The organism is Saccharopolyspora sp. 7B (genome assembly GCF_020177435.1).
Lineage (GTDB): Bacteria > Actinomycetota > Actinomycetes > Mycobacteriales > Pseudonocardiaceae > Saccharopolyspora_C > Saccharopolyspora_C gregorii.
Genome location: NZ_JAIUKC010000165.1, coordinates 1 through 24970, shown reverse-complemented (window position 1 = coordinate 24970; position 24970 = coordinate 1). Strand labels below are relative to the sequence as shown.

The window sequence follows — 24970 nt, the reverse complement described above, 5'->3', positions numbered from 1 at the left end:
CGCTGTCCTCGCGAGGAAAGCGCTGAGAACCCGCGGGTGGTCCCGTTGCGTGCTGGGTCTCCGCTCAGCGGCTTCGCCGCTGGCGGGGAGGACGACTCGGGTCAGTGGCGGGCGTAGGTGCTGAGCCAGGCCACGGCGGCGAAGAGGGCGGCCACGGCGGCGAAGACGACGGTCGTCGTGGTCAGGCCCGCGTACGTGGTGAGGATGCCGAGCAGCATGCTCGGCACCGTCGCCGACAGGTACGCCACGATGTAGATCATCGACGAGGTCGCCGCCCGGTTCTCCGGGTCGGCCAGCCCGGTGAGCAGCCGGAACCCGCCCATGAACATCATCCCCCAGCCGGCCCCGACCACCGCCGACCCGGCGAAGAACCCGACGGCGCTCCCGCCGAGCACCGACCCGGCCACCACGGCCAGCCCGGCGATCAGCACCGGCGCCGCGACCCGGACCGTCCGCTGGCCCAGCCACCCGGACAGCAGCAGCAGCGCCACCGCACCCACCCCGGCCACCGCGACGACCGAGAGCCCGCCCACCAGGTACGGCGAGCCGTCGACCAGGCTCTTCGCCACCGAAGGGCCCAGCGACATGAACATGCCGCCGACCGTCCAGGCCGCGAGCATCGTGGTCGCCAGCAGTGCGAACGCCCTGCCGCGCCCCGCGGGCACCCCGGGCCGCTGCGGGCGCAGCGCCACGCGCAGCGGGAGCCTGCTGCCGCGCACCGGCTCCGGCATCAGCCACACCAGCGGTACCGCCACCGCGAACCCGGCGACCAGCAGCAGGTAGGCCAGCACCGTCGGCGCCGGCGCGAACTGCACCAGGGCTCCGGCCAGGCCCGACCCCAGCGCCATCCCGGCCCCGGCGGAGACCCCGTTCAAGGTGGCGCCGCGGCTGGTGCCGGGCGGCTGGAAGTCCAGCAGCGAACCGCTGATCGCCCCCGTCGCCGCGCCGGTCGCGATGCCCTGCAGCGCGCGCCCGGCGAACAACCAGCCCACGCCCGGCGCGAACGCCAGCAGCAGCACCGCGACGATCTCCAGCCCGAGCGCGGCCAGCAGCACCGGCCGCCGTCCCACCCGGTCCGACAGCGCGCCCACCAGCAGCAGCGCGGCGAGGATGCCGACCATGTAGGCGCTGAACACCTCGGTCAGCACCGTCGCGGAGAAACCCCAGCGCTGCTGGTAGATCGCGTACATCGGGGACGGCGCGGTGGAGGCCATCAGGAACAGGGCCAGCAGCGCGCCGGCGAACCAGAAGGCGCCGCGCCGGGTCATCTCCGGTCGGGCGGTGCCCGCGCGCAGCGGGCGGTCGAGTGCGAGCTCCGGGGTGGTCATGGCTCTCCTCGTGCGGAACGGACGATTCCGCTCCGCAGCAACCCGGGACCGGACCGGAACATTCCGCTCCCGCGTATCCTGTGGTCATGACCACAGCGCAGCGCTCCGCCGGCTACGCAGAGCGCGTCATCGCCGCGGCTCGCGAAGTGTTCGCCGAGCAGGGCTTCGACGCGCCCATCGCGGACGTCGCGCACCGCGCCGGAGTCGGCGTCGCCAGCATCTACCGCCGCTGGCCCAGCAAGACCGACCTCGCCGAGCAGGTGCGGATCAGCTGCCTGCGCCGCATCGTCGCCGAAGCCGACGCGGCCCGCGCCGGAGAACCCGACCCGTGGCGGGCGTTCACCGGCTTCCTGCGCCGCTGCCTCGCCGAAGGCAGCGGGGTCGGCACCGTGCTGCCCCCGGACGAGCCGGGCGTCGCGCACAGCGCCGACTACCTCGCCGCCCGCCGCGACATGGCCGCATCCGTGGACGAGGTGGTGCGGGCCGCGCACGACGCAGGCGAGCTGCGCTCCGACTTCACCGCCGCCGACGTGGTGCTGCTGTTCAAGCACCTCAACCCGGCGCTGCCGGTCGCCGAACCGCGCCGCGCCGAGCTGCGCGCCCGCTACCTCGCCGCCGTCGTCGAAGGGCTCCGCGCCGGGGACCGGGACCCGTTGCCGGGCGCGGCACCCGACTGGCCCGAGGTCCACGCCATGCGCCGCGCCGACCCGGCCTGAGCGGATTCCGGCCGATGTTCACCCGTTCGGCCGCTCCAGAAGTCGATCAGGCGGGCCGATGGAAGAAGCAACGAGGACGGGCGCGGGCCACCGCACCCGTCCTTCTTCGCGTCCGGCCCCGGGACGACCGGGTGATCACCCCATCGCCGACCGGGCCGGGCGAAACGGACGCTCCGAACCCGGTCGCCTTCGCAGCGCGCACCCGCCGCGGACCATCCGTGCAGCGCAGCTCGCACGGATGGCGCAATTCCGGGACGGGGACCCCGGCGATCTTCGCGGAGGATGCGGACGGGACTACCCTGCGCGGTGTGGGTATCCCTGCCTGGGTCTGGTTCCTCGTCGCCGTCCTCGCGATCGCCGCGGGCATCGCGCTGCTGATCGCCGACCGCACACGACGCGCCCCGAACAACCGGGAGCGGCGGCGCTGGGCGGCGCTGCGCGGCTGGCAGTTCGCGGAGGTCGACCAAGTGCTGCCGACGCGCTGGGAGCGCGGCGCCCTCGCGCAGCACGCCGGCGGCACCGCCACCGACGTCGTCGCGGGCTCCACGTTCACCGCCGACGGACGGCGCCAGGTCTACGTCCTCGACCTCACCACCAACGGCAAGGTCGCCACCGTGCTCGCCGGCGTCCGCTGCCGCCGCAGCGTCGGCACCACCCTGGAGCTGTGGCAGCCGGACGTGCCGGTGCCGCAGGACTCCGGGCTGGACCTGCTCGGCCCGGTCGGGTCCCGCTACGCCTTCGTCACCGAGGTCGCCGCGGCCCGCCCGCTGGTCACCCCGTCGCTCGTCGACGCGGCCGAGGAGGTCGGGCCCGACGTGACCGTGGTGTGGCTGGAGCAGGACTGGGTGCTCGCCGCGATCGAACCCGACAGCGCCGACCCGGCCCGCCTGGAACGCCTGCTGCGGGCCCTCGGCGAACTCGCCGACATCATCGACCCGTTCGAGACCGACCCGAACGAGCCCGAGCCCGCCGCCGAGGAACCGACCCGGCAGCTCAAGGGCGCGACCGGAGCCGGCTCCCCCGCGGACACCAACGACACCGTCCGCGTGGACCGGGCCGAGCACTCCGAGAACCAGGCCTGACCGGTTCCGGTCGGCGAGGCGATACGGTGCGCACCATGCCTACCGCACTCGTCACCGGCCCCACCTCCGGAATCGGCAACGCCTTCGCCCGCAGGCTGGCCGCCGAGGGGCACGACCTGGTGCTCGTCGCCCGCGACGCCGCGCGGCTGGAAGCGCTCGCCGCGGCGCTGCGCGACCGGCACGGGGTCACCGTCGAAGTGCTCGTCGCCGACCTCGCCGACGACGCCCAGCTCGCCGAGGTGGAGCGGCGCGTCGCGGACGAGCGGCGGCCGGTGGACCTGCTGGTCAACAACGCCGGGTTCGGCACCGGCGGCGCCTTCTGGGACACCGAGGCGGCGACGCTGCGCAAGCAGCTCGACCTCAACGTGGCGGCCGTCCTGCGGTTGACCCACGCCGCGGTGCCCGGCATGCGGGCCCGCGGTGGCGGCGACGTGATCAACCTGTCCAGCGTGGCCGGGTTCTTCTCGGTGGCCGGATCGACCTACGCGGCCACCAAGTCGTGGGTGACGACGTTCTCCGAGGGGCTCGCCTCCGCGCTGACCGGCACCGGCGTGCGGGTGATGGCGCTGTGCCCCGGGTTCACCCGCACCGAGTTCCACCAGCGCGCCGGGCTGTCCATGAGCCGGTTGCCGAAGGCGTTCTGGCTGCGGGCCGACGACGTGGTGCACGAAGGCCTCACCGACCTGCGCCGCGGCCGCTCGGTGTCCATCCCCAGCCCGCAGTACAAGGCCCTGGTCACCGTCGGGCGGCTCATCCCGCTCCGGGTGCAGCGCGCCGTCGTCCACCGCACCGTTCCCGGCCGCACCTGATCCGGCGCGGTGGGGCGGCAGTAGGATCGGGGCTCGTGACTCAGGTCGACCAGCAACAACGCGCCGAACTCGCCCGGCTCGTCACCGAGATCGCCGTCGTGCACGGCAAGGTGACGCTGTCCTCCGGGAAGGAAGCCGACTACTACGTCGACCTGCGCCGGGCGACGTTGCACCACGCCGCCGCCCCCCTCATCGGCACCCTGCTGCGGCAGCTCACCGCGGACTGGGAACACGACGCCGTCGGCGGGCTGACCCTGGGCGCCGACCCGGTCGCGACCGCCATGATGCACGCGTCCGGCCGCCCGCTGGACTCCTTCGTGGTGCGCAAGAACGCCAAGTCCCACGGCATGCAGCGCCGCATCGAAGGGCCCGACGTGGCGGGCCGCAAGGTGCTCGCGGTGGAGGACACCTCCACCACCGGCGGCAGCGTGCTCACCGCGGTGGAGGCGCTGCGGGAGGAGGGCGCCGACATCGTCGGCGTGGTGACCGTGGTGGACCGGGGCACCGGAGCCAAGGAGGCCATCGAGGCCGCCGGGCTGACCTACCGCTCGCTGCTGGACCTGTCCGACCTCGGGTTGAGCTGATCCCGTGGGTGCGATCGTCCCGCTCGCGTTCCTGCTGATCGTCCTGGTCCTGGCGGCCGGTGTCGCGGTGGCCGTGCTCGGCCGCAAGCGCTCCGTCCGGAACTACCAGCGGCTGCTGCGCGCGGGCGCGGACTGGCGGCAGGTGCCCGCGGACGACCTGTGGAAGCGGGTGCGGGCGTTGCGCGAGTTCGCGAGCTCCCGCGGGCTGCAGGACCACTTCCACCTGGCCGGTCGGCACCGCGGACTGCCCTTCGAGGCCGTGCAGCTGCGGCGCCCGCCGGGCTTCGGACAGCGGGTGTTCACCTTCGGGGTGGCGGTGGCGCTGCCCCGGCCGGTGGCCGGTCCGGAGCTGCGGCTGGCCCGGTCCGGCGCGTTCGGCGCGCTCGGCCAGGACCTGCGGGTCGAGCTGGGCGACGCGGAGTTCGACCGCACCTACCTGCTGACCTCGACGGACGCCGAGTTCGCCCGCCGCGTGCTGCCGGCCGCGACGGCTCGTTCGCTGCTCGCGGACGAGCGGACCGCCGGCGTGGTGCTGGAGTTCGCCCCGGAGCACCTGGTCGCGTTCCGCGCCGGGGCCGCGACCCCGGAGTCGGTGCTGCCGATGCTGGACCTGCTGGTCGACCTGCACGGCGCCGTGCCGTGGGAGGGGCCGGCCGGACGATGAACCAGGACGTGGGAGCGCCGGAGCGCCCCGGGGAACTGGTGGCCGGAGGACCGGTCGGCGAGGAACCGGTGGCCGCAGAACCGGTGACCGGAGGACCGACCGGCGCAGAACCGGTGACCGAGGAACGGGCCGCCGGCGAACCCGGCCCCACCGAGTGGGGTCCCGAGGTCGGCGTCGGCCCGTGGCCCGGCCCGTGGCCGGACGACGAGCGCTACGACCCGGAGCTGCTCGCGAACGGCGACCGCCGCAACGTCGTCGACCACTACCGGTACTGGCGCCGCGACGCCGTCGTCGCCGACCTGGACACCCGGCGGCACGACTTCCACGTCGCCATCGAGAACTTCCAGCACGACCACAACATCGGCACCGTGGTGCGGACCGCGAACGCGTTCGCCGCGCGTGCCGTGCACATCGTGGGCCGCCGCCGCTGGAACCGGCGCGGCGCGATGGTCACCGACCGGTACCAGCACGTGCACCACCACCCGGACCTGGTGTCGCTGCGCGAGTTCGCCGCCGAGCAGGGGCTCGCAATCGTCGCCGTGGACAACACCCCCGGCGCGACGCCCCTGGAGCGCACCGCGCTGCCGGAGCGCTGCGTGCTGCTGTTCGGCCAGGAGGGCCCGGGGCTCGGCACCGACTCGCGGGGCACCGCCGACCTGGTGGTGTCCATCGCCCAGTTCGGTTCGACCCGCTCCATCAACGCCGGGGTCGCCGCGGGCATCGCGATGCACGCCTGGGTCGCGCAGCACGCGGACCCGTCCCGCGCCTGGTGAGGACGTGAAAAGGCCCGGCCGGGGTGCGGCCCCCCCTTCGGGGTGGTCGGTGGCTCAGGCCGCGTCCTTGGCCTTCGTCCGGCGGCCGCGCACGTACTCGACGATGATCGGCACGATCGAGATGAAGACGATCAGGATCGCCATCGCCTCGAGGTTCTCCTTGATGATCGGGATGTTCCCGAGGAAGAACCCGAGCACGGTCATGCCCGCGGCCCACAGCACCGCGCCCACGGCCGAGTAGGCGAAGAACTTCCGTTGGTCCATCTGCCCGACGCCGGCGACGGCGGTGATGAACGTGCGCACGATCGGCACGAAGCGCGCCAGGATGATCGCCCGCGCACCGTAGCGCTCGAAGAACTCGTGGGTCTTGTCCACGTGCTCGGCCTTGAACAGCTTCGAGTCGGGCTTGTTGAACAGGGTCGGCCCGACCTTGCGGCCGATCCAGTACCCGGTCACGTTGCCGACGAACGCGCACACCGCCAGCAGCAGGCAGGTCAGCCAGAGCGGCGTGGAGATCGCCCCGGTCGCCACGAACAGGCCGGTCACGAACAGCAGCGAGTCGCCGGGGAGGAAGAACCCGATCAGCAGGCCGCACTCCGCGAAGATGATCAGGCAGACGCCGATCAGCGCGAACGGGCCGAGCGAGCTGACGATGTTCTCCGGATCCAGCCAGGACGGCAGCAGGGCGAGCGTGGACGTTCCGGCGGCGTTGAGCATCGCGGGGAATTCGGTCGTCACGCTCGCCAACGGTACCGGTGCCCGCTGAGCGCGGGCGGCCAGCCCGACCTCGGCCGTCCGCCCCAGCGCAAGCCGCCACGCCGGAGACCGCCGGATCGGCCGTCGCGGCGCCGGAACGGGATGTCCCGTTCGTCCGGAAGCGCAGGTGGTGGCGGTGGATCAGCCGAGGGTGAGCACGCCGACGACGCCACCCGCCGCGACGCCCAGCAGCACCGCGAACAGCAGCACCTGCCCGACGGGCAGCCTGCGGCGCGCGGGCGCCGGCGGCGGGAGGGGTGCCTGCGGCGGGAACGGCGGCGGAGTCGGGGCGGCGTTCCCGGCCTGCCCGCCCACCGCCTGCGCGCGCAGCGCGGCGGACAACAGGTTTTCCGGGGTGTCCCGCGAGCTCTCCATGCCAGCCAGGGTAGCCACCGCCCGGCCCGGCGCCGAACGCGTCGGGCGAGGCGGGGCGGGTGCCGGGGGCATCAGGCCACCCAGGCCCCGGACTTCATGACGCGGCGCAGCCGCAGGTCGTCGTCCAGCAGCACCAGGTCGGCAGCCAGGCCGGGGCGCAGCGAGCCGACCCGGTCCGCGGCGCCGAGCAGCTCGGCGGGTCGGGTCGAGGCGGCGTGCACGGCGTCGGTCACGGGCAGCCCGGCGCCGGTGACGAGGTTGCGGAACGCGACGTCCATGGTGAGCGTGCTGCCCGCCAGCGACCCGTCCGCGAGCCGCGGTTCCCCGTCCACCACGGTGACCGGCAGCTTCCCCAGCTCGTAGGTCCCGTCCCCGGCTCCGGTGGCGCTGATCGCGTCGGTGATCAGCACGGTCCGCCCGGTGCCCGCGTGCCGCGCGGCGAACGCCACCACGGCGGGGTGCAGGTGCACCAGGTCGCAGATGAGCTCGACGGTGACGCGGTCGTCGTCCAGCAGGGTGCCGACCGGCCCGGGTTCGCGGTGGTGCAGCGGGCGCATCCCGTTGAACAGGTGGGTGGCGACGGTGGCGCCCGCGTCGACGGCGGGCAGCACCTGCTCGCGGACGGCGTCGGTGTGGCCGAGGGCGGCGATGGCGCCGTGCTCGGTGAGGGTGCGGACCGCGTCGACCGCGCCGTCGAGCTCGGGGGCGAGCGTCACCATCCGGATCGAGCCGCGCCCCGCGTCGAGCAGCGTGCGCACCGAGCTCTGGTCCGGGGCCCGCAGCAGTGCCGGGTCGTGGGCGCCGCAGCGCGCCTCGGACAGGAAGGGGCCTTCGAGGTGGATGCCGTCGATCAGGCCGTCCACCACGAGGTCGCGCAGCGCGCTGACCTGGTCGGCCAGGTCGGGGACGGGGGCGGTGACGAGGCTGGCGAGCATGGTGGTGGTGCCGTGCGAGCGGTGCGCGGCCAGCGCGGCCTGCGCCTGTTCGAGGTCGCGGCCGGTGAAGGCGCCGCCGCCTCCGCCGTGGCAGTGCACGTCGACGAAGCCGGGCACCAGCCAGCCGTCGCCGAGGTCGGTGGCGTCCGCCGGGGCCGGGCCGGTGCCGATCTCGGCGATGGTGCTGCCGGACAGCCGGATCCAGCCGTCCGCCAGCACGCCGTCCGGGGTGACGATGCGGCTCGCGGTGAGGGTGCCGGCGCCGGTGTCGTGCGCGCTGCTCACGGGGGGTCCCCACTTTCGTTCGGCCCTCGTCCCGCGGTCCGCGGGGTGGGCTGCGCCGCGCGGCGGGCGGCGCTCGGGTGCGGTGGTCGACGTCCGGCGCCCATCCTCCGGCACCGGCCTCCGGTGGTCTACACCAGTTCGGTGTGGTCTTCACCCGGAGCGGCGCGCGGTGGAGCGGACGCGACGGCATCCGGGTGAAAGGCCGGTGCGGATCGGGTGATCTCGATGGTCGCCGGCTCGGCCGGGCGCCGGTTCCGCGTCGATGGCGGTGGCGGTGCGGTGACCGCGGCGCGGGAGCGCCCGCTGCTCGCGGTCCGCACTCGGCTCACCTGATCAGCGGTCGCACGGCGGTGGGTGACCGGTGATCGGTGCGGACGGGCGGTCAGTGCGAGCGCATGACCTTCTGCAGGGCCTCCAGGCCGCGGCTGGCCGTGGACTTCACGGTGCCCTTGGACACGCCGGTGGCCTCCGCGATCTCCGCTTCGGTGAGGTTGCCGTAGTAGCGCAGCACCAGCACCTCGCGCTGCCGCGGCGGCAGCTCGCCCAGCGCCGCCACCACCGCCTGGTGCTCGGCGGTCAGCATCGCCAGCGACTCGGCGGAGCGCGCGTCGGCCTGGTGCGGCGGCTGGTACTCGCGAGCCGTCTTGCGGCGGCGCAGCACCGAACGGCTGCCGTTCACCACGGCGGTGCGCAGGTAGCCGATCGCCGCCTTCGCGTCCCGCAGCCCGGACCAGTTGCGGTAGAGCCCGGTGAACGCCTCCTGCACCACGTCCTCCGCGGTCGCCGGCTCGTCGACCAGCAGGATCGCCAACCGGACCATGCGCATCCGCTGCTGGCGGTACAGGTCTTCGAGCGTGAGCGGCTGGTCGTTGGGCGTGGACGCGGTGTCGATGGCGCGGAGGTGGCCCAGCGTCTGCTCGACGCTGCGCTCGACCCCCGATGAGGAATCCCCGAACATGATCTGAAAGTACCGGCTCACCCGGCGGCTGTCCCTCGGCCGGGTAGCGTCCGCGCGAGGTCCGTGATCGAGGAGGTCCGAAATGGCGAAGTTCGTGGTCGAAATGGTCTACGGCGATGACGAGGAACGGCGGCTGGCGGTGCGCCCGGACCACCGGGTGTACGCGAAGTCGTTGGCCGAGCAGGGCGTGCTGCTCGCCGGCGGCCCGTACGCGGACGGCCTCGGTGCGCAGCTGGTGTACGAGGCCGAGGACGAGGCGGCGGTGCAGCGCCTGCTCGACGCCGATCCGTACCTCCAGCAGGGGGTGCTCGCGTCGACCACGATCCGTGAGTGGCACGCGATCACCGGCTCCTGGGTTTCCTGAGCACTGACCCGTCCAGGCGACACCGCACCCCCGAAGGTGTGAGGATTCCGACAGCGGTGCAGATCCGCACCGATCCAGTGGTTTTCCCTATGACGCGAACGGGTAGCGCTGACCGACACAGGCCCGCGCGGACCTCGCGCGCCCTCGTAGGATTCGGCGCGGCTCCCCGCTGCCAAGAACGACTCCATCCCCCGAGGAGGACGACCGATGCCCATCGCGACCCCCGAGGTCTACGCGGAGATGCTGGACCGGGCGAAGTCAGGTGAGTTCGCCTATCCGGCCATCAACGTGACCTCGTCGGAGACGCTCAACGCGGCGCTGCGCGGCTTCGCCGAGGCCGAAAGCGACGGCATCATCCAGGTCTCGACCGGTGGCGCCGAGTTCGCCTCCGGCACGAAGGTCAAGGACATGGTCACCGGCGCCACCGCGCTCGCCGAGTACGCGCACGTCGTCGCCGCGAAGTACCCGGTGAACATCGCGCTGCACACCGACCACTGCCCGAAGGACAAGCTGGACGGCTACGTCCGGCCGCTGATCCAGATCAGCCAGGAGCGGGTGGACCGCGGCGAGAACCCGCTGTTCCAGTCGCACATGTGGGACGGGTCGGCCATCGAGCTGCACGAGAACCTGCAGATCGCCTCCGAGCTGCTGGACCTCGCCGCCAAGGCGAAGATCATCCTGGAGCTGGAGGTCGGCGTCGTCGGCGGCGAGGAGGACGGCGTCGCCAACGACATCAACGAGAAGCTCTACACCGCCGCGGGCGACTACGAGCACACCGTGGAGGCGCTCGGCGCCGGCGAGAAGGGCCGCTACCTGCTGGCCGCGACCTTCGGCAACGTGCACGGCGTCTACAAGCCGGGCAACGTGAAGCTCCGCCCGGAGATCCTCAAGCAGGGCCAGGAGGTCGCCTCCGAGAAGCTGGGACTGCCCGCCGGTTCGAAGCCGTTCGACCTGGTCTTCCACGGTGGTTCCGGTTCGCTGCTGGAGGAGATCCACGAAGCGGTGTCCTACGGCGTGGTGAAGATGAACATCGACACCGACACCCAGTACGCGTTCACCCGGCCCATCGCCGACCACATGCTGAAGAACTACGACGGCGTGCTGAAGATCGACGGCGAGGTCGGGAACAAGAAGGTCTACGACCCGCGCAGCTACCTGAAGGCCGCCGAGCAGGCGATGGCCGCACGCGTCGCGCACGGTTGCGAAACGCTGAAGTCCGCGGGCCGCATGCTGGCCGGCTGACCGCAGCACCGCTCGCCGAACGCCACCCCGGCCACCGGGGTGGCGTTCGTGCGTCCGGTGACAAGATGGCGCCATGACGAACCTGCTGGAGCCACCGGAAACGCTGCTGCCCGAGAACGAGCCCGCGCAGGCCGCGCTGGACGCGGGCACCGACCCGGCCCTGGTGGCCGCCGAGCACCCCACCTTCAGCGCCGCGTGGGCGCAGCTCGGCGAGGCCGCGTTGGAGCGCGGCGAGACGATCGCCGCCTACGCCTACGCCCGCACCGGCTACCACCGGGGCCTGGACGCGCTGCGCCGGTCCGGCTGGAAGGGCTTCGGCCCGGTGCCGTGGCGGCACCGCCCCAACCAGGGCGTGCTGCGCGCCGTGGCCGTGCTGGCGAAGGCCGCGGGCGCGATCGGCGAGACCGACGAGTTCGACCGCTGCCGCCAGCTGCTGCTCGACAGCGACCCGGCCTCGGTGGAAGCCACCGGCCTGGCGTGACGTCGCGCGCAGGAGGGCCGGGGAACCGGGACCTCCCGCGCGGCGCTGCCGACCTCGAAGGCGTGGACTCCTCGCAGGCCCCCCGGGAACCGCCCGAACTCGCCCCTGGCCCACCCGCTACCTCGGTGTTCCCGCGGTGCGCCGCACCAGCCCGGACCGGGCGGGTCTCGATCGACCCGAACCGGCGGCCGTCGTGGCCCACCGCTGCCTCTGCACGATCGTCGTGGCGGAGAATGGGCGCGTGCATCGGGTTCGGCAGGAGTTGAGTCGGCGGTTGCGGCGGTTGTTCCGGTCGGGCGTGCCGATCGTGCAGTGCGCCGTCGCCGCCGGGTTGGCGTGGGCGGTGGCGAAGAGCCTGGTGGGGCACCCGGCGCCGTTCTTCGCGCCGATCGCGGCGGTGGTGTCGCTGGGCGTGTCGCTGGGGCAGCGGCTGCGGCGGGCGCTGGAGCTCGTCGTCGGCGTGAGCATCGGCATCGGGGTCGGCGACATCCTGATCTCGGCGATCGGCACCGGCCCGTGGCAGATCGCGCTGGTGGTGGCGCTGGCGATGAGCACGGCGGTGCTCGCGGACAGCGGGGCGATCATCGTGCTGCAGGCCGCGTCGTCGTCGGTGCTGGTGGCGACGCTGCTGCCCCCGGCTTCGGCGGGCGGCCTGACCCGCATGATCGACGCGGCGGTCGGCGGGCTGATCGGGTTCGTGGTGGCGGCGCTACTGCCCGCGAACCCGCTGGCGGTGGCGCACCGCAACGGCAGGCTGGTGCTGGGGGCGCTCACCGACGGCCTGCGGGGCGTGGCGTGGGCGGTGTCGCGGCGGGACACCGACGTCGCCTCGGACACGTTGGCGAAGGTGCGCAAGAGCCAGGAGCTGGTGGACGAGTTCCGGACCGCGCTGGACGCGGGCGGGGAGATCGCGAAGATCGCGCCGATCCGCTGGCGCCGCCGCGGCGACCTGAAGCGCTACGAGGCCGCGGCCACGCCCATCGACCGGGCGCTGCGCAACACCCGGGTGCTGGCCCGGCGCGCCATGTCGGCGCTGCGCGACGACGAGCCGGTGCCGCGCCCGCTGCCGGGCCTGCTGGAGGAGCTGGCCGGGTCGGTGGTGCTGCTGCGCGACGAGCTCGCGGGCGGGAACGAGCCGCTGCAGGCGCGGGAGGCGGCGCGCGCGGTGGCGCGGAAGTCCTCGGTGGAACTGCTCGGCGAGGGCGACTTCTCGATGCAGGTGGTGGTGCTGCAGGTCCGCTCGATCGCGGTCGACCTGCTGCAGGCCACCGGCCTCACCCGCACCGAGGCCATCGCGGCTCTGCCGCCCCTGCACCCCCGCCGCGGCGACGACCACAGCTGAACCGAGCGGCGGGGGGGGGGGGGGGGGGGGGGGGCCCGCCCCCCCCCCGGCCCCCGGCGTCGGGGTCACGCCATCGTGTGGCGGACGATCGTCTGGTCGCGGCCGGGGCCGACGCCGATCGCGGAGATGCGGGCGCCGGACAGCTCCTCCAGGCGCAGCACGTAGTTCTGCGCGTTCACCGGCAGGTCCTCGAAGCTGCGCGCCGCGCTGAGGTCCTCGGACCAGCCCGGCACCTCCTCGTACACCGGCACCGCGTGGTGCACGCCGGTCTGCGTCATCGGCATCTCGGTGACCCGCTGCCCGTCCACGTCGTAGCCGACGCACACCGGGATGGTCTCCAGCCCGGACAGCACGTCCAGCTTGGTGAGGAAGTAGTCGGTGATGCCGTTGACGCGGGTCGCGTAGCGGGCGATGACCGCGTCGAACCAGCCGGTGCGCCGGGAGCGCCCGGTGGTGACGCCGAACTCGCCGCCCTGCTTGCGCAGGTTCTCGCCCGCCTCGTCGGTGAGCTCCGTCGGGAACGGGCCCGCGCCGACGCGGGTGGTGTACGACTTCAGGATGCCGATCACGGCGTTGATCCGGGTCGGCCCGATGCCGGAGCCCGCGCACGCCCCGCCGGAGGTCGGGTTCGAGGAGGTCACGAACGGGTAGGTGCCGTGGTCCACGTCGAGCAGCGTGCCCTGCGAGCCCTCCAGCAGCACCGTCTCGCCGCGCTCCAGCGCCTCGTTGACCAGCAGCTTCGTGTCGGCGATGCGGCCGGCGAAGCGCTCGGACTGCTCCAGCACGGTGTCCACGACCTCGTCGGCGTCGAGCGCGCGGCGGTTGTAGACCTTCACCAGCAGCTGGTTCTTGAACTCCAGCGCGGCCTCGACCTTCTGCCGCAGGATCTTCTCGTCCAGCAGGTCCTGCACGCGGACGCCGACGCGGGCGACCTTGTCCTGGTAGGCGGGGCCGATGCCGCGACCGGTGGTGCCGATCTGCTTCTTGCCGAGATAGCGCTCGGTGACGCGGTCGATCGCCACGTGGTACGGCATGATCATGTGCGCGTCGGCGGACAGCAGCAGCCGCGAGGTGTCGACGCCGCGCTCCTCCAGCCCGGCGAGCTCGTCGAGCAGCACGCCCGGGTCGACCACGACGCCGTTCCCGATCACGTTCGTGACGCCCGGCGTGAGGATGCCGGAGGGGATGAGGTGCAGCGCGAAGTCCTGCCCGTCGGGCAGCACCACGGTGTGGCCGGCGTTGTTGCCGCCCTGGTAGCGCACGACCCACTGCGCCTGCTCGCCGAGCAAGTCGGTCGCCTTGCCCTTGCCCTCGTCGCCCCACTGGGCTCCGATCAGCACGATCGCCGGCATGTGAAACTCCAACCTGGACTGTGGGTCCGCGCGAGCGACTCCCCGCTCCGACGCGACACTGATGCCGGTCGATCAGGGTAAACCAGGAGCGAAACGTGAGTACGACTGCACTGTCCTGCACAAACGGCGACCACACCACGCGTCCGGGTGGTCACGCGGAGTGGCACCGGGTTTCGCCCGCTCCCGGGAAGGCCGAGGTCGATGCGCTGCTGCCCGACGGCCCCGGGCGAGTCGTCGTCCAGGGTACCGATGCCGACCTGGCGGCGGTGGTGCTGCGGCTGCTGCGCAAGAACCGCATCGCCGACCTCGCCGTCGGCTACGTGCCGGTGGCGGAGTCGCCCGCGACCCGGCTGTGGGGGTTCCCGGTGGGCCCGGACGCCGAGCCGCTCGCGTTCGAGGGGGCGGCCCGGCCGTCGGCGCTGGTGCGCGACGACAACGGCGGGCTGCTGATCGCCTCCGGCCGGGTGGAGCCGATCACCGGCCAGGTGTACTGCGACGACCAGCGGGTGCTGCACGGCCCGGCGCGGAGCCTGGAGATCACCCCCGATCCGGCGGCGGAACCGCTGCCGGACCCGACCTCCGACCCGATGTCGGCGAACCTGGATCCGGCCGCGGACGGCCTGCGGGTCACCGCGGTGCGCCGCGGCCTGCTGCGCACCCGCCGGGACACCACCCGCGGCCGCGCCGTGCAGGCCGGGTTCCGCGAGGCCACCGTGCTGCGCGACGGCGTGCCGCACCCGCGGCCGGTGACCAAGTGGGCCTGGTACCGCCACACCGAGGACCTGCTGCTCGTGCGGCCCTGATCGGCGGGGGAAATCCCTGCGCACACACGGTTTTCCCAGACCCGGCGGGGATCGGGTGGCGGTTTCACGACAGGTCACCGCCTAGTCACTTCGGGGCATTGCCATGGCCACCTCGCTCGATGAAGGTCAGGATCGACATCGGCGAGATCAGCCCAGCGGAGGTCCCCATGACGCCGACCCGTTCGCTTCGCGCAGCACTGACCGCTCTGCCCCTGGCCGGCGCCCTGTCGCTGGGCCTGGCCGTGCCCGCCGGGGCGGAACCGCCCGGCATCCCCGACCCGTCGACCGCCCAGACCCAGCTCGACGAGCTGCAGGTCGCCCCCGAAGGTTCCCTCGACGGCTACGACCGCGACCGGTTCCCGCACTGGATCGAAGGCCCCGACGGCTGCAACACCCGCGAGTCGGTGCTCAAGCGCGACGGGGAGGGCGTCGAGGTCGGGTCGGACTGCTACCCGACCGCGGGCACCTGGAACAGCCCGTACGACGGCGGATCCTGGACCAAGCCGTCCGATGTGGACATCGACCACGTGGTGCCGCTGGCCGCCGCGTGGCGCTCCGGGGCCTCCGAGTGGACCGACGAGCAGCGCGAGGCGTTCGCCAACGACCTCGAAGGCCCGCAGCTGATCGCCGTCACCGACAGCGTCAACCAGTCCAAGAGCGACAAGACCCCGGACCAGTGGATGCCGCCGGAAGCCGGCTACCACTGCACCTACGCGTCGATGTGGGTCGGTTCCAAGCACAAGTACGAGCTGACCGTCACCGAGGCCGAGAAGACGGCCCTCAAGGACGCCCTCGCCGGCTGCTGATCGTCGTCGACGCCGCGCCCCGCTCACCTCCTCGGTGAGCGGGGCGTTCCGCTGCGGTGCCACCTGGTGGGACGCGGCCCGGCGGGCGTTGACCGGGAGATCGCGGCGGTGCGAACCTGCTGGGCATGACCGCGCGCACCGCACTGACCGGGCGCCTGCACGTCGATCTGCGGCGGCAGGCCAGCGCCATCTGTCGCCCCCGCTGAGGGTCTTCACCGGCTGTTCTTCGAACTCTTTCCGCGTAGCGCTGGGGTGGCGGAACCTCAGCGGTCCCCTCGCTGCGGGATCGTTTTCGCAGGTGGCTCCGCCACAGGCGACAACGCTGTCCTCGCGGGGGAACCGCTGAGAACCCGCGGGTGGTCCGGCTGCGTGCTCGGTCGGCTGCTCAGCGGCTTCGCCGCTGACGGGAAACCGCCGAAACCGCGCTGCGCAGGTTCGAGGACGGGCGGTCGACAGTTCGCCCGGGCGCTCTTGTGCGGCCCGGGTTCCGCTCTGCTCAGCGAAAGCGATGACACCGTGCACCGTCGGGAATTCCTCGCCGCCCTCGCCCTGACCACCACGACCGCCGGGCTGCTCGCCGCGTGCGGTCGTGGCACCGACGCGGCCACCGCGCCCGTCCCGCCGCCGGTCGGCGACGACGAGCTGCGCCGGGTGCGGCTGCGAGTCGGGGACCAGAAGGGCAACTCGCAGTCCCTGCTGCGCTCCGCCGGGCTGGACCGGGCGCCTTACGCGATCGAGTGGGCCACGTTCACCTCCGGCCCGCCGCTGCTGGAGGCCGCGTCCGCCGGAGCCATCGACATCGGCGGCGTCGGCAACACGCCCCCGCTGTTCGCGGCCGCCGCGAAGCGCAACGTGAAGGTCGTGTCCGCGTCGAAGGGCAACGTGACCAGCGATGCGCTGATCGTCCCGCGGGACTCGCCGCTGCGGCGGGTGGAGGACCTGCGCGGGAAGAAGATCGCCGTGGCCCGCGGCAGCTCGGCGCACGGGCAGGTGCTGCTGAGCCTGCGGAAGGTCGGGCTCACCCCGGACGACGTGCAGCTGGTGATCCTGCAACCGGCCGACGCGCTCGGCGCGTTCAACGGCGGCGAGGTGGACGCCTGGGCGATCTGGGACCCGTACTTCGCGCAGGTCCAGCTGGAGACCGGCGCGAAGGTGCTCACCGACGGCACCGGCGTGGCCAACGGCCTGGACTTCCAGGTGGCGAGCGACGCGGCGCTCGCCGACGCGGCGAAGAACACCGCGCTCGCCGACTACGTGGTCCGCGTCGCGCAGGCGCAGCTGTACTCCGACTCGCACCGCGAGGAGCGCGCGCGGGCGTGGGCCGAGGACACCGGGCTGCCCATCGAGGTGACCCGCCGCGCCACCGACGCCGGGCCGAACCTGCCGATCCCGCTGGACGAGTCGGTGGTCCGCTCCTCGCAGGAGCTCGCCGACGCGTTCGTGCAGGCCGGGGAGATCCCGCGGAAGTTCGACTTCGCCGACTTCGTCGACACCCGCTTCGCGCAGCGGCTCACCGCCGTCCGCTGACCAGGAGGAGACGCATGAGCATCACGGTGCACTGGTTCCTGCCCACCCACGGCGACGGTCGGTCCATCGTGGACAGACCGCACGTGACGGCCGCCGCGGCCAGCACGCCTCGCGAACCCGACATCGACTACCTGGCGCAGGTCGCGCAGGCCGTCGAGCACCTCGGGTTCACCGGCATGCTCACCCCCACCGGCAGCTGGTGCCAGGACGCGTGGGTGACCACGGCGGCGCTGCTCGGCCGCACCAAGCGGATCAAGTTCCTGGTCGCGTTCCGGCCCGGTTCGCTCACCCCGACGCTGGCCGCGCAGATGGCCACCACCTACCAGCAGGTCTCCGGCGGCAGGCTGCTGCTCAACATCGTCACCGGCGGCGAGTCCACCGAGCAGCGCCGCTACGGCGACTGGCTGGACCACGACCGCCGCTACGAGCGCACCGACGAGTTCCTCGCCGCGATGCGCGCCATCTGGTCCGGGGAACCCGCCGACTTCGACGGCGAGCACTACCGGCTGCGCGGCGCCACCGCCTACGACGTGCCGGACCCGGTGCCACCGCTGTACTTCGGCGGCTCGTCCCCGGCGGCGCTGCCCGTGGCCGCCCGCCGCGCCGACGTGCACCTGACCTGGGGCGAACCGCCCGCGCAGGTCGGTGAGCGGATCGCCCGGCTGCGGGAGCTGGCCGCCGCCGAAGGCCGCACGCTGCGGTTCGGGCTGCGCGCCCACACCATCACCCGGGACACCTCCGCCGAGGCGTGGGCGACGGCCCAGCGCTTCCTGGACCAGATGGACCCGGCGGACGTGGCCGCTTCGCAGGCGAAGTTCGCCGTCACCGAATCGACCGCGCAGCGGCGGATGGCGGAGCTGCACGGCGGGGTGCTGCACGCGGACGCGCGGAAGCTCGAAGTGCACCCGGGCCTGTGGTCCGGGGTCGGGCTGCTGCGCGGCGGTGCGGGCACCGCGCTCGTCGGCAGCCACGAGGAGGTCGCCGACCTCATGTCCGAGTACCACGACGTCGGCGTGGAGGAGTTCGTGTTCTCCGGCTACCCGCACCTGGAGGAGGCGTACTGGTTCGGCGAAGGCGTCCGCCCGGTCCTCGCCCGCCGCGGCCTCCTCGCCGGTTCCGAGCCCGCCGCGACCCCCGCACCCCGCCCGGTCGCCGCGTCCTGAAGCCGGTCCGGGACCTCCCCGAGCCGCGATCCGGGACGAACCCGATCCCCGCGACCCGCCGCGCCGCTTACGTTCGACCCGCAGTCGGGACGACGTGGGGGGACGGCCTGTGGATCCGAAGGACGCGGCACCGGCGGCGGTGCGCAGCTCGATCATCGCGTGGACCTGCGCCGTGGCGGCCGGGGTCGCCGAGACGGTGCTGCAGGTGGTGCGGCTCGTCGCGGCGGGGGCGCCCGCCGGTGGACTCGCCGGGCAGCTGGTGCTGCGCGGCGCCGTCTACGCCGCGGTGCTGGTCCTCGTGCTGCGGCTGCGGCGCGGTGGGAACGGGGTGCGGATCGCGGTGGCGGTGCTCGTCGGCGGCCTCGGCACCGCGAGCATGGTCGGCCCGCCGATCGCGGAGGTGCTGGGCGGCGTCCCGGTCGAGCAGGCCTTCCTGAACGGCACCGGGCCGTGGGCGTGGACGTTCGCCGCGTTGCGCGCCGCGCACCTGGTCGCGGTGTGCACGGGACTGGTGCTCCTGTTCGCGCCCGCGTCGAACGCGCACTTCCGAGCGGCCGGGGCCGCCGCCGGACGGCCCTGACCGCCCGGTCGCTCAGCCGCGGGCCTCTACCGCGATGTCCGGGAAGTCGCTGAAGATGCCGTCGATGCCCTGCGCGAACAGCGCGTCGAAGAAGCCGAACACGTCGCCGAACTCGGACGGCACCTCGGAGGAGCGGAAGTCCGCGGGCAGGAACTCGTTCTCCGCGCGCACCGTGTACGGCACGACCTGCAGGCCCGCCGCGTGCGCGTCCGCGGTCACCGGGGTCGGCCCGGTGAGGTGCCCCGAGTCGTCGACCGGCAGCAGCACCTTCGTGTCCGGGCCGAACACGTCGGCGTAGTCCGCGATCCCGCGCAGCCCCTCCGGCGTCACCAGGTCCGCGTAGGTGCGCGGGTCGCCGGACTCCACGAAGTCCTGCGGCGCCCCGCTGTCGGAGATCAGCTGCACCAGCCGCACCCGCAGCGAGCGGTCCAGCTCCCGCAGGTTGGCGACCTCGAAGGACTGCACCACGACCTTCGCGTCCGGCCGGTTCAGGCCGTTCTCGTCCAGCGCCCGCACCACGCGCGGCTCCAGCGGCAGGCCGATGCGCTGGAAGTAGCTCGGGTGCTTGGTCTCCGGGGCGACGCCGACCTCGCGGCCGAGCTCCGCGGACAACCGGCGGGCGAGGTCCACGACCTCCTGGAACGTCGGCACCTCGTAGCGGCCGTCGTAGATCGTGTTGTTCGGCCGCAGCCGCGGGATGCGTTCCTCCGCGCGCAGCGACTTCAGCTCGGCGAGGGTGAAGTCCTCGGTGAACCAGCCGGTCAGCTCGACGCCGTCGATGGTCTTCGTGGTCTTGCGGTCGGCGAACTCGGGGTGGTCGGCGACGTCGGTGGTGCCGCTGATCTCGTTCTCGTGCCGGGACACCAGCACCCCGTCCTTGGTGGGCACCAGGTCCGGTTCGATGAAGTCGGCGCCCATCCGCGCCGCCAGCTCGTAGGCGGCCAGCGTGTGCTCCGGGCGGTAGCCGGAGGCGCCCCGGTGCCCGAACACCTCCACGCGGCCTGCCTCCGGATCGGCGGTCACGGCGGGCGCCGCGGCGGCGGGCAGCTGGGCGATGGCGCCCAGCACGGCGGCCGTGGTCACGGCGAGCGCCCCCAGGCGCACCCGGATCGACATCTGTCCTCCAACGAGTTCGTCGCGCGGGAAGGGCCGCGCGCCCGGCCCGACCTTCGCGGTGGCGGGCGACCAACCGGACAAGAACATCCGACGGGCGGGTGAAGGAACGGCGACACACCTCCGGTCGGCGCCGAGCGCCGCGCGGGGTGGCCGGCCGGAGCGCACTGAGATGATCCTCGCTGGTCACCGGCGGTCCATGTCCGGTTCACCACACCGCGCCGGGGGGCCGCCGTCGGCGGTGTGCGGGACGCTCTACGCTTCCGCTCGTGCGAATCCTGGTGATCGGGGCAGGCGGCCGTGAGCACGCGATCGTGCTGGCGCTGTCGAAGGACCCGTCGGTGACCGCCCTGGCCTGCGCTCCCGGCAACGCGGGCACCGCCGCGCTCGCCGAGCCCTACCCGGTGGACGTCGCCGATCCGGCGGCGGTGACCGAGCTCGCCACCGGCTGGAAGGCGGACCTGGTCGTGTTCGGCCCGGAGACTCCGCTGGTCGCCGGTGCCGCCGACGCCGTCCGCGCCGCCGGGATCCCCTGCTTCGGGCCGTCGAAGGGGGCCGCCCGCATCGAGGGCTCCAAGGCGTTCGCGAAGGACGTCATGATCTCCGCCGGGGTTCCCACCGCGCACAGCGAGACGGTGGACAACCCGGCGAAGCTGGACGCCGCCCTGGCCCGCTTCGGCCCCACCTGGGTGGTCAAGGACGACGGGCTCGCCGGGGGCAAGGGCGTGCTGGTCACCACCGATTTCGACGCGGCGCGCGCGCACGCGCTGACGCTGCTCGACGACGGGCACCCGGTGCTGCTGGAGTCCTTCCTGGACGGTCCGGAGGCCTCGCTGTTCTGCCTGGTCGACGGCACCACGGTGGTCCCGCTGCTGCCCGCGCAGGACTTCAAGCGCGTCGGCGACGACGACGCGGGCCCGAACACCGGCGGCATGGGCGCCTACGCGCCGCTGCCGTGGGCGCCGGAGGGCTTCACCGAGGACGTGGTGCGCACCGTGGTGCAGCCGGTGGTGGACGAGCTCGCCGAGCGCGGCACCCCGTTCTCCGGCCTGCTGTACGCGGGCCTGGCGCTGACCTCGTCGGGGCCGCAGGTCATCGAGTTCAACTGCCGGTTCGGCGACCCGGAGACGCAGGCCGTGCTGGCGCTGCTGCGCACCCCGCTGGCGGTGCTGCTGGACGCGGTCGCCCGCGGTGAGCTCGCCGCCGCCCCCGCGCTGGAGTGGGAGGACGGCGCCGCGGTGACGGTCGTCGTGGCCGCCGAGGGCTACCCGGGCCGGCCCCGGGTGGACGACGTGATCACCGGTGGCGACGCGATCGGCGTGCTGCACTCCGGCACGCGGCGCCGCGAGGACGGCGCGGTGCTGTCCGCGGGCGGCCGGGTGCTGTCCGTGGTCGCGACCGGCGCGGACCTCGACGCCGCCCGCGACGAGGTGTACCGGCGGGTCGCCGCCGTGCGCCTGCCCGGCTCGCACCACCGCGTGGACATCGCGCTGCGCGCCGCCCGCGGCGAGATCACCCCGCCCGCCTGATCGGACTTTCCGGACGAACCGCGCGCGAGCCACGGCCGCGCGCGGTTCGTCGCGTTCGGACCCGTTCGCCGTTCGACTGCTCTTCGGTGAAAGCACCGCCGTGCGCATCCGCTTCGGGGTAATCATGTGATCCGGTGGAACGGCGCGCCCGGACGGCGCGTCGACCACGTCGGACATCCGGGCCGCGAATCCGAGGAGAGGTCGTGCCAGACGCCGGTTACAACATGGGGGCCTTGGAGGACTGCCGCTCCGCGCTGGAAGGCAAGGCCGGCCCGGTCGGCGCCATCGGCGACGGCTTCGAGGGCCGGCACGTCGAGGCGGCCTCCTTCGGGGAGCTCGACGCCGCGGCCGGGCTCGCCGACGCGGTCACGAAGCTCGACGAGACCGCGAAGCAGCAGTTCGACGCCGCCGAGCAGCTGCTGCGCAGCGTCAGCGGCGCGCTCGACGCGGTGCGCACCAGCGTCGAGGACATCGACCGGGACAACGCCGACTCGATGCGGGTCTGAGCCGGTACTGGGGGACGAGATGGGCATTTCAGGGGAGATCGCGGGCAAGCCGGGCGGCGCGGCGCTCGCCGAGCAGGTGCGGAAGCTGGAGGACAGCCGACCCGAGTCGATCACCGAGATCGCGCGCCGCTGGCGCGAGGCGAGCGGCACCACCGGGAACGCCGCCGGGGACGTGACCAACGCGGTCACCGGGCTCGACGGGGCCTGGCAGGGCGCTTCCGCGGACGCGTTCGTCGGCTACATGGGGCAGGTGCGCGGCGGCTTCGACCAGGCCGGGTCGGCGCTGGAGAGCTCGGCGGGCGCGCTGGACCGGGCGGCGGAGGCGGTGCGCACCGCGAAGGACGCGGTGAACGGCATCGGCGAACGCGCCCTGGCCGACGCGAAGCAGGCCGAGGACACCTACCACCAGGCGGAGCTGGCGCACCCGAACGACCCGGCCGCCCTGGAACTGGCCCGCCGGGTGCGCGACGACGCGATCACCCGCGCGATGGAGTCGCACGCCGACGACGCCCGGGGCAAGGTCGACGAGGCGAACGCGGCGCTGAACGGGGCGCTGTCCGAGCTCACCGGCTCCGCCGAGGGCATGGCGGACGTGTTCACGAAGATCCCGAAGGCGGGCGAGCAGGGCTTCACGCCCGCGCCGGGGCGCGACACCGAGTGGGAGTTCCAGGAGCCCGCCGGCCCGGCGAGCACCGACCAGGCCGGCGCCACCGGCCCGGGCGGGGACTCCGCCGCGGGTCCGGGCGGGTCCGGCGCGTCGAGCGGGTCGGGTGGGTCCGGCGGTTCCGCGGGGGGCTCGGACGGGTCGAGCGGTTCCGGCGGTTCCGGCGACCTCGGCTCCAGCGGTGGCCCGCCCAGCAGCGGCCCACCGCCCGGGAACGTGGACCAGTGGATCCGGGAGGCCATCGAGATCCTGCAGGCCAACGGCATCCCGGTCACCGAGGCCGACGTCGAGAAGATCTGGACGATCATCCAGAAGGAGTCCGGCGGCGACCCGCACGCCATCAACGATTGGGACTCCAACGCCGCCAAGGGCACCCCGTCGAAGGGCCTGATGCAGTGCATCGACCCGACGTTCCAGGCGCACAAGCTCCCCGGGCACGACGACATCTACGACCCGGTGGACAACATCATCGCCGGGGTCCGCTACACCTTCGACCGCTACGGCGGTTTCGAGGGCCACCCGGGGCTGAAGTCGATGGCCGGTGGCGGCGGCTACCAGGGCTACTGAGCAGCGGGGCGCGTGGCAGGGTGTGGGCATGTTCGAGCCCAGCGCCCTGTCCGTCGCCCAGCGGGCGAACGTGCCGCCGTTCCAGGTCATGGAAGTGCTCTCCGCCGCCAACGCCCGCCAGCGGGTGCGCGGGGACGTGGTGTCGCTCGCCGCGGGCCAGCCCTCCAGCGCGGCTCCGGCGGCGGTCCGCGAGGCGGCGGCCGAGGCGCTGCGGCGGCACCCGCTCGGCTACACCGAACAGCTGGGGCTGCCGCAGCTGCGCGAGGCCATCGCCGGGCACTGCGCTCGCACCTACGGGCTGCCCGCCGACCCGGCGGAGGTGGTGGCGACCACCGGTGCGTCCGGTGCGTTCCTGCTGGCGTTCCTCAGCGCCTTCGACCCGGGTGACCGGGTGGCGCTGGCGCGGCCGGGCTACCCGGCCTACCGGAACATCCTGGCCGCCCTGGGCTGCGAGGTCGTGGAGCTGCCGTGCGACGAGAGCACCCGGTTCCAGCCGACGACGGCGATGCTGGAGGCGCTCGACGAGCCGGTGCGCGGCCTGATCGTGGCGTCCCCGGCGAACCCGACGGGCACCGTGCTCACCGGGGACGAGCTGGCGGAGCTGGCGTCCTGGTGCGATCGGCGGGGCGTGCAGCTGATCAGCGACGAGATCTACCACGGCATCGAGTACGGGGAGCGGCTGCACTCGGCGCGCGAGTTCTCCACCGAGGCGATCGTGGTGAACTCGTTCTCGAAGCTGTGGTGCATGACGGGCTGGCGGCTCGGCTGGATGCTGGTGCCGCCGCGGCTGCGGCGCGCCGTCGACTCGCTGACCGGCAACTTCACCCTGTGCCCGCCCGCGGTGTCGCAGCACGGCGCGGTCGCCGCGTTCGGCGCGGACGTCTACGCGGAGGTCGGCGAGCACGTCCGCCGGTACGAGACGAACCGGGAGCTGCTGCTGACCGGGCTGGCGGAGCTGGGCATCAAGCGGGTCGCGCCCGCCGACGGCGCGTTCTACGCGTACGCCGACATCGGCGAGCTCACCGACGACTCCTCGGCCTGGTGCCACCGGTTGCTGGAGGAGACCGGCGTGGCGGTGGTGCCGGGCGTGGACTTCGACCCGGAGCGCGGCGGCCGGTTCGTGCGGATGTCCTACGCCGGGGCGACCGAGGACATCGCGGAGGCCGTCGCCCGCCTCGCCACCTGGCTGCGCTGAACCGGCCGGCCCGGCTTCGCCCGGAAGGCCTCCGACCGGTGTCGCGGATCGTGGCCGTGCGCGAGCTCGGCGGCCGATCGGCCTCGGGGTGGTCCCGGGGTTCTCCCGGATTCCGGGGGCGAACCGGGGCCCCGGCGGCCGGAGCTCTGGCAGTCTGGGGTGGAGTTCTGCTGAACGGGGTGGTCCGGATGGTGTGGAAGGTGATCGGCGGCCTGCTGCTGCTCTGGCTGGTGGTCAGCGTCGCGGGGATCGTGCTGAAGGGTCTGTTCTGGCTGGCCGTGCTCGGCGGCGTGCTGTTCGTCGCCACCGCGGTGATCGGCTACGCGTCGGACCGGAAGAAGCTGGGGGAGACGAAGCGGCTCGGCTCCAAGTGAGCCGCCGGGGGGGGGGGGCCGGCCCCCCCCCCCCCCCCCCCCGCGCCGTGACGGGAAGGGAACCTTCCTGCCGATGGTGTTCCTGTGCGAGAGTGCC

General features: G+C 73.6%; 28 protein-coding genes. 21 read left to right on the top strand and 7 right to left on the bottom strand.

The window, feature by feature from the left end:
- Window positions 1-101: 101 nt before the first annotated feature.
- Entirely contained in the window at window positions 102-1328 is a 1227-nt protein-coding gene (locus LCD33_RS23075; protein ID WP_224978264.1) for an MFS transporter, read from the bottom strand.
- Window positions 1329-1414: 86 nt separating this feature from the next.
- On the opposite strand from LCD33_RS23075, the gene LCD33_RS23070 reads away from it, so the two are divergent.
- The 6 genes from LCD33_RS23070 to LCD33_RS23045 all read left to right on the top strand — a co-directional run bounded on the left by LCD33_RS23070 (window position 1415) and on the right by LCD33_RS23045 (window position 5956).
- Window positions 1415-2044, top strand: coding sequence for a TetR/AcrR family transcriptional regulator (locus tag LCD33_RS23070; protein ID WP_224961101.1), 630 nt, complete (start codon window positions 1415-1417; stop codon window positions 2042-2044).
- Window positions 2045-2352: 308 nt separating this feature from the next.
- Window positions 2353-3126, top strand: coding sequence for a hypothetical protein (locus LCD33_RS23065; RefSeq protein ID WP_224961099.1), 774 nt, complete (start codon window positions 2353-2355; stop codon window positions 3124-3126).
- A gap of 35 nt (window positions 3127-3161) precedes the next feature.
- Entirely contained in the window at window positions 3162-3935 is a 774-nt protein-coding gene (locus LCD33_RS23060; RefSeq protein WP_224961097.1) for an SDR family oxidoreductase, read from the top strand.
- A 35-nt stretch (window positions 3936-3970) separates the two neighbouring features.
- Window positions 3971-4519: an orotate phosphoribosyltransferase gene (gene pyrE / locus LCD33_RS23055; RefSeq protein ID WP_224961095.1), complete on the top strand. Its 549-nt coding sequence runs from the start codon at window positions 3971-3973 to the stop codon at window positions 4517-4519.
- Between the two features lie 4 nt (window positions 4520-4523).
- On the top strand, window positions 4524-5183 hold the full coding sequence (locus LCD33_RS23050; RefSeq protein WP_224961093.1) for a hypothetical protein: 660 nt from the start codon (window positions 4524-4526) through the stop codon (window positions 5181-5183).
- Between the two features lie 113 nt (window positions 5184-5296).
- Complete coding sequence (locus LCD33_RS23045) at window positions 5297-5956, top strand: RNA methyltransferase (RefSeq protein WP_224961109.1); 660 nt, start codon at window positions 5297-5299, stop codon at window positions 5954-5956.
- A 54-nt stretch (window positions 5957-6010) separates the two neighbouring features.
- Here LCD33_RS23045 and LCD33_RS23040 read toward each other — a convergent pair whose 3' ends face one another.
- The 4 genes from LCD33_RS23040 to LCD33_RS23025 form a co-directional block, all read right to left on the bottom strand.
- Window positions 6011-6673, bottom strand: a complete 663-nt coding sequence (locus LCD33_RS23040) for a VTT domain-containing protein (protein WP_224961107.1) — start codon at window positions 6671-6673, stop codon at window positions 6011-6013.
- Between the two features lie 180 nt (window positions 6674-6853).
- Window positions 6854-7087 carry a hypothetical protein gene (locus tag LCD33_RS23035; protein WP_224968174.1) on the bottom strand — a complete coding sequence of 78 codons (234 nt, stop codon included), beginning with the start codon at window positions 7085-7087 and terminating at the stop codon, window positions 6854-6856.
- Window positions 7088-7158: 71 nt separating this feature from the next.
- The gene (gene nagA / locus LCD33_RS23030) at window positions 7159-8307 is read right to left on the bottom strand and encodes an N-acetylglucosamine-6-phosphate deacetylase (RefSeq protein ID WP_224961089.1); all 1149 of its coding nucleotides are present in this window, start codon (window positions 8305-8307) and stop codon (window positions 7159-7161) included.
- Window positions 8308-8689: 382 nt separating this feature from the next.
- Complete coding sequence (locus LCD33_RS23025) at window positions 8690-9265, bottom strand: SigE family RNA polymerase sigma factor (RefSeq protein ID WP_224968178.1); 576 nt, start codon at window positions 9263-9265, stop codon at window positions 8690-8692.
- Window positions 9266-9347: 82 nt separating this feature from the next.
- Between LCD33_RS23025 and LCD33_RS23020 the strand changes: the two genes are divergently transcribed.
- The 4 genes from LCD33_RS23020 (at window position 9348) to LCD33_RS23005 (ending at window position 12694) form a co-directional block, all read left to right on the top strand.
- Window positions 9348-9629 (top strand): YciI family protein, encoded by a 282-nt coding sequence (locus LCD33_RS23020; protein WP_224961085.1) that lies wholly within the window; start codon window positions 9348-9350, stop codon window positions 9627-9629.
- Window positions 9630-9836: 207 nt separating this feature from the next.
- Complete coding sequence (gene fbaA, locus LCD33_RS23015) at window positions 9837-10871, top strand: class II fructose-bisphosphate aldolase (RefSeq protein WP_224961083.1); 1035 nt, start codon at window positions 9837-9839, stop codon at window positions 10869-10871.
- A gap of 73 nt (window positions 10872-10944) precedes the next feature.
- Window positions 10945-11352 (top strand): DUF3151 domain-containing protein, encoded by a 408-nt coding sequence (locus LCD33_RS23010; protein ID WP_224961081.1) that lies wholly within the window; start codon window positions 10945-10947, stop codon window positions 11350-11352.
- Between the two features lie 241 nt (window positions 11353-11593).
- Window positions 11594-12694 (top strand): aromatic acid exporter family protein, encoded by a 1101-nt coding sequence (locus LCD33_RS23005; protein WP_224961079.1) that lies wholly within the window; start codon window positions 11594-11596, stop codon window positions 12692-12694.
- A gap of 65 nt (window positions 12695-12759) precedes the next feature.
- Here the strand turns inward: LCD33_RS23005 and LCD33_RS23000 are convergent, their stop codons facing one another.
- The gene (locus LCD33_RS23000; RefSeq protein ID WP_224961077.1) at window positions 12760-14046 is read right to left on the bottom strand and encodes an adenylosuccinate synthase; all 1287 of its coding nucleotides are present in this window, start codon (window positions 14044-14046) and stop codon (window positions 12760-12762) included.
- A gap of 95 nt (window positions 14047-14141) precedes the next feature.
- Between LCD33_RS23000 and LCD33_RS22995 the strand changes: the two genes are divergently transcribed.
- The 6 genes from LCD33_RS22995 to LCD33_RS22975 all read left to right on the top strand — a co-directional run bounded on the left by LCD33_RS22995 (window position 14142) and on the right by LCD33_RS22975 (window position 18925).
- Window positions 14142-14849: a hypothetical protein gene (locus LCD33_RS22995; protein WP_224961075.1), complete on the top strand. Its 708-nt coding sequence runs from the start codon at window positions 14142-14144 to the stop codon at window positions 14847-14849.
- Window positions 14850-15016: 167 nt separating this feature from the next.
- Window positions 15017-15655, top strand: coding sequence for an HNH endonuclease family protein (locus LCD33_RS22990; protein ID WP_224961105.1), 639 nt, complete (start codon window positions 15017-15019; stop codon window positions 15653-15655).
- Window positions 15656-15780: 125 nt separating this feature from the next.
- The gene (locus tag LCD33_RS29660) at window positions 15781-15861 is read left to right on the top strand and encodes a putative leader peptide (protein WP_373690095.1); all 81 of its coding nucleotides are present in this window, start codon (window positions 15781-15783) and stop codon (window positions 15859-15861) included.
- Window positions 15862-16171: 310 nt separating this feature from the next.
- Window positions 16172-17182, top strand: a complete 1011-nt coding sequence (locus tag LCD33_RS22985; RefSeq protein ID WP_224961073.1) for an ABC transporter substrate-binding protein — start codon at window positions 16172-16174, stop codon at window positions 17180-17182.
- 14 nt (window positions 17183-17196) lie between these two features.
- Window positions 17197-18345 (top strand): LLM class flavin-dependent oxidoreductase, encoded by a 1149-nt coding sequence (locus tag LCD33_RS22980; protein ID WP_224961071.1) that lies wholly within the window; start codon window positions 17197-17199, stop codon window positions 18343-18345.
- A gap of 109 nt (window positions 18346-18454) precedes the next feature.
- The gene (locus LCD33_RS22975; RefSeq protein WP_224961069.1) at window positions 18455-18925 is read left to right on the top strand and encodes a hypothetical protein; all 471 of its coding nucleotides are present in this window, start codon (window positions 18455-18457) and stop codon (window positions 18923-18925) included.
- A 12-nt stretch (window positions 18926-18937) separates the two neighbouring features.
- Here the strand turns inward: LCD33_RS22975 and LCD33_RS22970 are convergent, their stop codons facing one another.
- Window positions 18938-20041, bottom strand: coding sequence for a glycerophosphodiester phosphodiesterase (locus LCD33_RS22970; RefSeq protein ID WP_224961066.1), 1104 nt, complete (start codon window positions 20039-20041; stop codon window positions 18938-18940).
- 266 nt (window positions 20042-20307) lie between these two features.
- On the opposite strand from LCD33_RS22970, the gene purD reads away from it, so the two are divergent.
- The 5 genes from purD (at window position 20308) to LCD33_RS22945 (ending at window position 24873) form a co-directional block, all read left to right on the top strand.
- Entirely contained in the window at window positions 20308-21567 is a 1260-nt protein-coding gene (purD, locus tag LCD33_RS22965) for a phosphoribosylamine--glycine ligase (RefSeq protein ID WP_224968165.1), read from the top strand.
- Window positions 21568-21770: 203 nt separating this feature from the next.
- Window positions 21771-22073, top strand: a complete 303-nt coding sequence (locus tag LCD33_RS22960; RefSeq protein WP_224961063.1) for a hypothetical protein — start codon at window positions 21771-21773, stop codon at window positions 22071-22073.
- 19 nt (window positions 22074-22092) lie between these two features.
- The gene (locus LCD33_RS22955) at window positions 22093-23304 is read left to right on the top strand and encodes a transglycosylase SLT domain-containing protein (RefSeq protein WP_224978263.1); all 1212 of its coding nucleotides are present in this window, start codon (window positions 22093-22095) and stop codon (window positions 23302-23304) included.
- A 28-nt stretch (window positions 23305-23332) separates the two neighbouring features.
- Complete coding sequence (locus LCD33_RS22950; protein ID WP_224968019.1) at window positions 23333-24499, top strand: pyridoxal phosphate-dependent aminotransferase; 1167 nt, start codon at window positions 23333-23335, stop codon at window positions 24497-24499.
- A gap of 188 nt (window positions 24500-24687) precedes the next feature.
- Window positions 24688-24873, top strand: a complete 186-nt coding sequence (locus LCD33_RS22945) for a hypothetical protein (protein ID WP_224958065.1) — start codon at window positions 24688-24690, stop codon at window positions 24871-24873.
- Window positions 24874-24970: the final 97 nt, after the last annotated feature.